The organism is Roseovarius halophilus (ex Wu et al. 2025), assembly GCF_047086965.1.
Genome location: NZ_JBKOTX010000263.1, coordinates 1 through 6,480, shown reverse-complemented (window position 1 = coordinate 6,480; position 6,480 = coordinate 1). Strand labels below are relative to the sequence as shown.

The window sequence follows — 6,480 nt, the reverse complement described above, 5'->3', positions numbered from 1 at the left end:
CGAGGGGCGCCGCTGCAGGACGCCGTGGCGCGATGGCTGGCGCAGCTCACGCCGCCGTCACGCCTGCGGCTGAGCGTTGATATCGACCCGCAGAGTTTTTTCTGAAAAGTCCTGAAAAGCGCATCGGCATCGCGTCGGTAGCGCGGCGGCAACGCGGCGGTGCGCGTGAGCGCCCGTGCGGCCGCCGCCCGCGCGATATTGAAATACCGTTTTCCGTGAATACTTCGGTGACGCGTTTAAGGAAAACGGTTTCGACAGACAGGAGACTTGAATGGCGGATCGGGAAAAGAGCATCGACAATCTGCAAACCGCGCTCGCGATGGAATTGACGGCGGTGCACCAGTACCTTCTTCACGCGCACACGCTGGAGGACTGGGGTATTGATCGCCTTGCCGGGCGCATGCGCGATGAAATGCAGGAGGAACTGGGCCATGCCGGTGCGTTCATAGACCGGATCATGTTCCTTGGTGGAACCCCCAAGCTGGAAGCGGCAAAGACCCCAAACAAGGCCGAGTCGCTGCAGGCGCTTTTCGAGGCCGACAAGGCCGAGGAACAGGGCGCGATCGAATTCTACACGAAGGCCGCGCGCGAGGCGTTCGACAGCGACGATATCGGCACCCGGGCGCTGTTCGAGCGGATCGTGCAGGACGAAGAAGGCCACTGGGAATGGCTGGACCTGCAGCTTGACCTGCTGCGCCGCATGGGCGAGCCCGCCTTCATGACCAATTACATGAGCGGCACGGCTGCCGAGGCATCCGACGCGGGCTGACCCGCGATCGGCGCGACGACGCCGGTGCATGCTTTCGGGCATGACGCCGGCGGGCGCAAAGGCGGCGCAAGGGTGTCGCCATTTCCGTGGGGAATGTCTAGAAGACCCGGATGGCACGTTCATTCCCCCTGACCGGGTCGCGCCGGTTACCGCTTTGGCGGCGGCCGGTGACTCTGCTGTTCCTGATGGCCGCCGCCATGCCGGTGGCCTTTGCCACGTGGTCGGCGCTGCTGAACAATTTCGTGATCGAGGTGGCGGGGTTCGACGGGGCCGACATCGGGTGGCTGCACACGGTGCGCGAGATCCCCGGCTTCCTTGCCATCGGCGTGATCGGCATCATCATGTTCATGCACGAGCAGGTGCTGGGGCTGGTTTCCCTGCTTCTGCTGGGCGCGGCGACGGCGGTCACGGCATGGTTCCCGTCACTGGCCGGGCTCCTGACCGTTACCATGCTCAGCTCCATCGGCTTTCACTACTACGAGACGGTGAACCAGTCGCTGCAGCTTCAATGGCTGCCCAAGGACCGGGCGCCCAAGATTCTGGGCTGGCTGCTGGCCGCCGGGTCGGGCGCGACGCTGGTGGCCTATGTGCTGATCGTTGTGACATGGGAAACGCTGGGGCTGAGCTACAACATCGTCTACCTGCTGTCGGGCGGTTTCACGGCGGCGGTGGCGGTGTTCTGCATCGTGGCCTATCCCCGTTTCGAGGCGCCGGATCCGCAGATCAAGAAGATGGTGCTGCGCCGGCGCTACTGGCTGTATTACGCGCTGCAGTTCATGGCGGGCGCGCGGCGGCAGATTTTCGTGGTGTTCGCCGGGTTCATGATGGTCGAGAAGTTCGGTTTCGCCGTGCACGAGGTGACGGGGCTGTTCCTGATCAACCTCGTGGCCAACATGGTGTTGGCCCCGCTGATGGGCCGCGCTGTTTTCAGCTACGGGGAGCGGAACACCCTGATCTTCGAATATGTCGGGCTGGCTCTGGTTTTTCTGGCCTACGGGGGCGTCTACATGTTCGGCTGGGGCGTCATGCTGGCGGCCGTTCTGTATGTCGTGGACCACCTGCTTTTCGCGCTGGCACTGGCGCTGAAGACCTATTTCCAGAAGATCGCCGATCCGGGGGATTTCGCGCCGACGGCGGCGGTGGCGTTCACCATCAATCACATCGCGGCGGTGTTCCTGCCGGCACTGCTGGGGTATCTGTGGCTGGTGTCGCCGGCGGCGGTGTTCCTGCTGGCGGCGGGGATGGCGGCGGTGTCGCTTTGCCTGGCGCTGCTGATCCCGCGCCACCCCGAACCGGGATACGAGACGATACTGGCGGGGTTCGTTCCGCGCCCGGCGGGATGAGCTCAGGTCAAGAGCCCGCGCATCGCGAAAAGGATGACCGCGGCGGCCACGACGAGGCTCAGCGTCCGGTAGATGCGGTGTACGCGTTGGCGGCTGGTGGTTTCAGTCATAGCTGAACTGCTCCGACAGGATGTTGCGGGCCGGCACGCCCATTTCAAGCAGGGCCGTTTCCACCGCGTGCAGCATCGGTGGTGGCCCGCAAAGGACAAAGACCCAGTCCCGCCGCGCGGCCGCGTCGAGATGGCGTTCCAGAAGATCGCGCGTCACGAGCCCCGTTTCACCCTGCCAGCCCGGCGGCGGCTCTGACAGGACATGGACAAGCTCAAGCGGTGTTTCCCGTGCCATCCTGTCGAGCTCGTCGCCATGCACGACCTGCGAGGGGCTGCGATTGGCGTAGACCAGCAGCCTCGGGCGCGGGTCGCCGTCGAGCGCCATTTCGCGCAGGTGTGACAGCATCGGCGCAATGCCGACCCCGCCGGCGACGAGGCATATGCCGGGCACGTCCCGGTGACCGTCGAGCGTGAGGGCGCCGAACGGTGCATCGACATGGGCGGGCGTTCCCGTGGGGATGTCGCCGATGCGGCGGGTGAAATCGCCGAGTTCCTTGATCACGAACCGCAGGTCCGGGCCCGCGCCGGGAGCCGACGCGATGGAGAACGGATTCTCGTTCAGCGAGAACGCGCCGTGGCCGATGCTGATCCACGCGAACTGGCCCGGCGCGAAGCGCAGGCCGTCATGGCCGTCGGGGGACAGTGTCAGCTCCCACGTCCTGTCGGCCAGGTGCTGGACGCCGGTGACGCGCCACGGCCGGCGGTGTTTCATCAGGGGCTTGGCCAGATAGACCCACAGAAGCGAGGCCACGGCAACGCCGAACAGGCCGGTCCAGAACCACGCAAGCACCGGATCGGCACTGTAGCGGCCCGCGCGTGTGGCGTGCAGAACGCCCAGCCCCGCAACCGCGAGCGCCATCGCCCCGTGGCCGAGGCGCCAGAGCTCGTGCCGGTAGAGCCCGTCGCGGCCGATCGCCATCACCATCAGCGCCCCGAGCAGCAGCCACGCGACGATGCCCGGCCACAGGCCGTCGAGCCCGTAATCGAGCGTGTCGGCGCCCGGCGGTGCCTGCCGCGGGTCGAGTTGCTGACGGCCGCGGTAGAGGAACGGATGCAGCAGCAGCAGCCCGGCGGCCGTCCGCGCGAGCAGTTGGTGCAGGCGCATGGTGACATCCATCCCGATCCTGCCGGAAATGGTCCGGAACCGGCCCGACAGCGCGAATTCCACGAGCAGGATGGCCAGCCCGGCAAGGCCGGCGCCGGTGGCCAGTTCATCCCATATCTGGCGTGGTGCGGTGTCTTGCAGCGCGGCAAGGGCAAGCGGGGCCCCGACAAGCGCGAGGTAGAGGAGGCAGAGGGCGGCGGCTGGCAAAAGTATACCTTTCTCGTTTGCCGGGCGGATGGCGGCGACCTGCCCGTCCCGGGGTGGTGCGGGGCCGCGGCTTGCGGCCCGGGCGCGATCATGCCACAGCACCCGTGACAAGACCTTTACCACGGATAATCCCATGACCAAGACCTGGACCGCCTTCACGACACTGGCGGACAAGACCGCCGCCGAGACCCTCGGCGAGGCGATGGAGGCGCTTGACGAAGCGCCCTCGGGCGTCGGGGTGTTCGAGATAGAGGACGGCTCGGGCACGTGGGAAGTCGGCGGGTATTTCACCGAAGCCCCCGACGACGTGGCGCTGGCACTGCTGGCCGCCGCCTACGGCGCCGCGCCCTTCGTGGTCAGCGAACTGCCCGAACAGGACTGGGTCGCCAAGGTCCGGCGTGAGCTGGTGCCGGTCGAGGCGGGGCGGTTCTTCGTCTACGGAAGCCACGATGCCGACAAGGTGCCCGATGGCGCCGAGCCGCTGCTGATCGAGGCGTCGATGGCGTTCGGCACGGGGCATCACGGTACCACGCAGGGCTGCCTGCGGGCGCTTGACCGGCTGGCGGGCGACGGGTTCCGCGGCCGGTCGGTTGTCGATGTGGGCTGTGGTACGGCCGTTCTGGCCATGGCCGCGGCACGGATCTGGCCCGGCGTCGTGCTGGCCAGTGATATCGACGCGGTCGCCGTGGACGTCGCGCGCGCGAACGTGGCGGCCAACGGGCTGGAGGGCCGGGTGACCTGCGTGCAGGCGGCCGGTCTGGATCACCCCGACCTGGCGGCGGCCGCCCCGTTCGACCTGGTCTTCGCGAATATCCTCAAGGGGCCGCTGATCGCCCTGGCCGGGGATCTGAGCGCGCGGCTTGCGCCCGGCGGATACGTGATTCTGTCCGGGATCCTGAACGAGCAGGCCGAGGAGGTGATCGAGGCTTATTCCGGGTTCGGAAACAGTTTGCACGGAGGTGAGGAAATTGGTGAGTGGACGACGCTAATCATGTCCAAAAGTGTCTGAAATCACGTCGAAAAAAAGCAGGTTTGAGGCAATTGCCCAGATTTTGCCACATTTTGCGCGTAGTTTCACCTTGAATGTGGCGGGGGCGCGAACATTCAGGAAGCTGCCATGACGGATTCATATCAAGGCTTTGATGCCAGAGTGAAAAACATAGGCCGGAAGCGGGCCCGGCTGTCGAAGGGGTATGTCAGCCAGATCACCGATGACGGGCTGATCGTTTTTCGACCAAAGAAGAGAAAATTCGAATTCCCGTTGCGCGGACTGACCTTCGTCGTGATCGGGTTTCTTGTCCTGAAGGGCGTGATCCTCGCCCATGTGGGCACGCCGCTTTACCAGGAACGGGTGGCGGCGCTTCGGGACGGGATGTTGGTGGAACGCGTCGGCGCGATGGTGATGCAGCTCGACCCTGTGTCGGAAAGCATCGGCGGAAAGCTGCGGCCATTCCTGCGCTGACGCGGGACGGTGACGAGTGAGCGGGTTTTGTGAAATCGTGTGCGTGAAAAGGCCCTGCGGGCGATGCCGGCGCAGGGCCTTTACCCTGTGTGATGATCGTGGGCCGTGTTTTGCCCGCGCATCAGCCGCGGCGTGCGACCCGGATGATCTCGCTGCGGTTCAGGCCGATATCTTCGAGTTCGCGGTCGGACAGTTGCGACAGCGCGTTGCGCGTGACGCGCGCGGCGTTCCATGCCGAGATGGCCGAGTGCAGCTTGTGGAAGGCGCGGCCGAAGACGTTGGCCGGGGCGAATACTGTATCACGGGTGTCGAGGACAGCCATTGCTGATCTCCTTTGGTTTCGGGGGTACCGTTCTTGTGGTGATGGCCGGCAGGTAGGGGGATGGCGGCGGGGGGACAAGCCGCATTAAAAGCATAGTCCTTATGCGTTCGGTGCATGGGTTGCGCGGCGGGTGGACCGCCTGCGTGGCATGCAATGCGCTTGGCCCTTGTTCCTGTTTCGTGCTAGGGGTTTGTAACGAGGCGGCAACGGGGCAGCATGATGCGGTTTTTGGGAGTCGATCCCGGTTTGCGGCGGCTCGGCTGGGGCGTGATCGACGTGGACGGCCCGCGGCTGCGCCATGTGGACAACGGGATATGCGTGTCCGAGGGGGGCGAGCTGGCGGCGCGGCTGCTGATGCTCCACCGGGAGCTGAGCGCCGTCGTCGCGCGGTTTCGACCGGACGCCGCGGCCGTGGAGCAGACATTCGTGAACAAGGACGGGGCGGCGACGCTCAAGCTGGGGCAGGCGCGGGGGATCGCGTTGCTGGTGCCGGCGCAATTCGGCCTGCCGGTGGGCGAATACGCGCCCAACCGGATCAAGAAGACGGTCGTTGGCGTGGGGCACGCCGACAAGACACAGATCGCGCACATGGTGCGCATGCAGTTGCCCGGCGTCGAAATCGCCGGTCCGGACGCCGCGGACGCGCTGGCCGTGGCGATCTGCCATGCCCATCACGCGCGCGCGCCGGGAGGGATCCGGGCATGATCGGGCGGCTTGCCGGGCGGATCGATTACGTGGCGGCCGATCACGTGCTGATCGACGTGCGCGGCGTGGGGTATCTGGTTCATTGTTCGGACCGGACCCTGCAGGCGCTGCCGGGCGCGGGGCAGCACGTGGCGCTTTACACCGATCTTCTGGTGCGCGAGGACCTGCTGCAGCTTTACGGCTTCACCACGCCGGCCGAGAAGGAATGGCACCGGCTGTTGATGAGCGTGCAGGGCGTGGGCGCCAAGGCGTCGCTGGCGATACTTGGTGCGCTGGGCCCCGATGGCGTGGGCCGGGCCATCGCGCTGGGCGACTGGAACGCGATCAAGGCGGCCAAGGGTGTCGGCCCCAAGACTGCGCAGCGCGTCGTGAACGAGTTGAAGGACAAGGCGCCCGAGGTCATGGCGATGGGGGCGGCGGGGGCCGTGCCGGCGGCGGCCGCGGCGCCGGACGACGC

General features: G+C 66.3%; 8 protein-coding genes. 6 read left to right on the top strand and 2 right to left on the bottom strand.

Annotation, left to right across the window (positions count from 1 at the left end; translation table 11 throughout):
• Positions 1-271: 271 nt before the first annotated feature.
• Together ACH107_RS28990 and ACH107_RS28985 are read left to right on the top strand one after the other, a co-directional pair.
• Complete coding sequence (locus tag ACH107_RS28990) at positions 272-769, top strand: bacterioferritin (RefSeq protein ID WP_412509192.1); 498 nt, start codon at positions 272-274, stop codon at positions 767-769.
• A gap of 110 nt (positions 770-879) precedes the next feature.
• A complete protein-coding gene (locus ACH107_RS28985; RefSeq protein WP_412509191.1) occupies positions 880-2,112 on the top strand; it encodes an MFS transporter in 1,233 nt (410 codons plus the stop codon).
• 102 nt (positions 2,113-2,214) lie between these two features.
• Here the strand turns inward: ACH107_RS28985 and ACH107_RS28980 are convergent, their stop codons facing one another.
• A complete protein-coding gene (locus tag ACH107_RS28980; protein ID WP_412509190.1) occupies positions 2,215-3,669 on the bottom strand; it encodes a ferric reductase-like transmembrane domain-containing protein in 1,455 nt (484 codons plus the stop codon).
• On the opposite strand from ACH107_RS28980, the gene ACH107_RS28975 reads away from it, so the two are divergent.
• Positions 3,668-4,543: a 50S ribosomal protein L11 methyltransferase gene (locus ACH107_RS28975; protein WP_412509189.1), complete on the top strand. Its 876-nt coding sequence runs from the start codon at positions 3,668-3,670 to the stop codon at positions 4,541-4,543. The genes ACH107_RS28980 and ACH107_RS28975 overlap by 2 nt on opposite strands.
• Positions 4,544-4,651: 108 nt before the next feature.
• Positions 4,652-4,996 (top strand): hypothetical protein, encoded by a 345-nt coding sequence (locus ACH107_RS28970; RefSeq protein WP_412509188.1) that lies wholly within the window; start codon positions 4,652-4,654, stop codon positions 4,994-4,996.
• A 121-nt stretch (positions 4,997-5,117) separates the two neighbouring features.
• Here ACH107_RS28970 and ACH107_RS28965 read toward each other — a convergent pair whose 3' ends face one another.
• Positions 5,118-5,318, bottom strand: a complete 201-nt coding sequence (locus ACH107_RS28965) for a DUF1127 domain-containing protein (RefSeq protein WP_412509187.1) — start codon at positions 5,316-5,318, stop codon at positions 5,118-5,120.
• Between the two features lie 219 nt (positions 5,319-5,537).
• Between ACH107_RS28965 and ruvC the strand changes: the two genes are divergently transcribed.
• Positions 5,538-6,023, top strand: a complete 486-nt coding sequence (gene ruvC / locus ACH107_RS28960) for a crossover junction endodeoxyribonuclease RuvC (protein ID WP_412509186.1) — start codon at positions 5,538-5,540, stop codon at positions 6,021-6,023.
• Positions 6,020-6,480 (top strand): Holliday junction branch migration protein RuvA (gene ruvA, locus ACH107_RS28955; protein WP_412509185.1); only part of this gene is annotated, 461 nt, incomplete at its 3' end. The genes ruvC and ruvA, both read left to right, overlap by 4 nt.

What these genes read in the sequence shown, in the direction of transcription:
- ACH107_RS28975 (WP_412509189.1), top strand. Translation starts at nt 3,668, where the DNA reads ATGACCAAGACCTGGACCGCCTTCACGACACTGGCGGACAAGACCGCC.
- ACH107_RS28970 (WP_412509188.1), top strand. Translation starts at nt 4,652, where the DNA reads ATGACGGATTCATATCAAGGCTTTGATGCCAGAGTGAAAAACATAGGC.
- ACH107_RS28965 (WP_412509187.1), bottom strand. Translation starts at nt 5,318, where the DNA reads ATGGCTGTCCTCGACACCCGTGATACAGTATTCGCCCCGGCCAACGTC.
- ruvC (WP_412509186.1), top strand. Translation starts at nt 5,538, where the DNA reads ATGCGGTTTTTGGGAGTCGATCCCGGTTTGCGGCGGCTCGGCTGGGGC.
- ACH107_RS28990 (WP_412509192.1), top strand. Translation starts at nt 272, where the DNA reads ATGGCGGATCGGGAAAAGAGCATCGACAATCTGCAAACCGCGCTCGCG.
- ACH107_RS28985 (WP_412509191.1), top strand. Translation starts at nt 880, where the DNA reads ATGGCACGTTCATTCCCCCTGACCGGGTCGCGCCGGTTACCGCTTTGG.
- ACH107_RS28980 (WP_412509190.1), bottom strand. Translation starts at nt 3,669, where the DNA reads ATGGGATTATCCGTGGTAAAGGTCTTGTCACGGGTGCTGTGGCATGAT.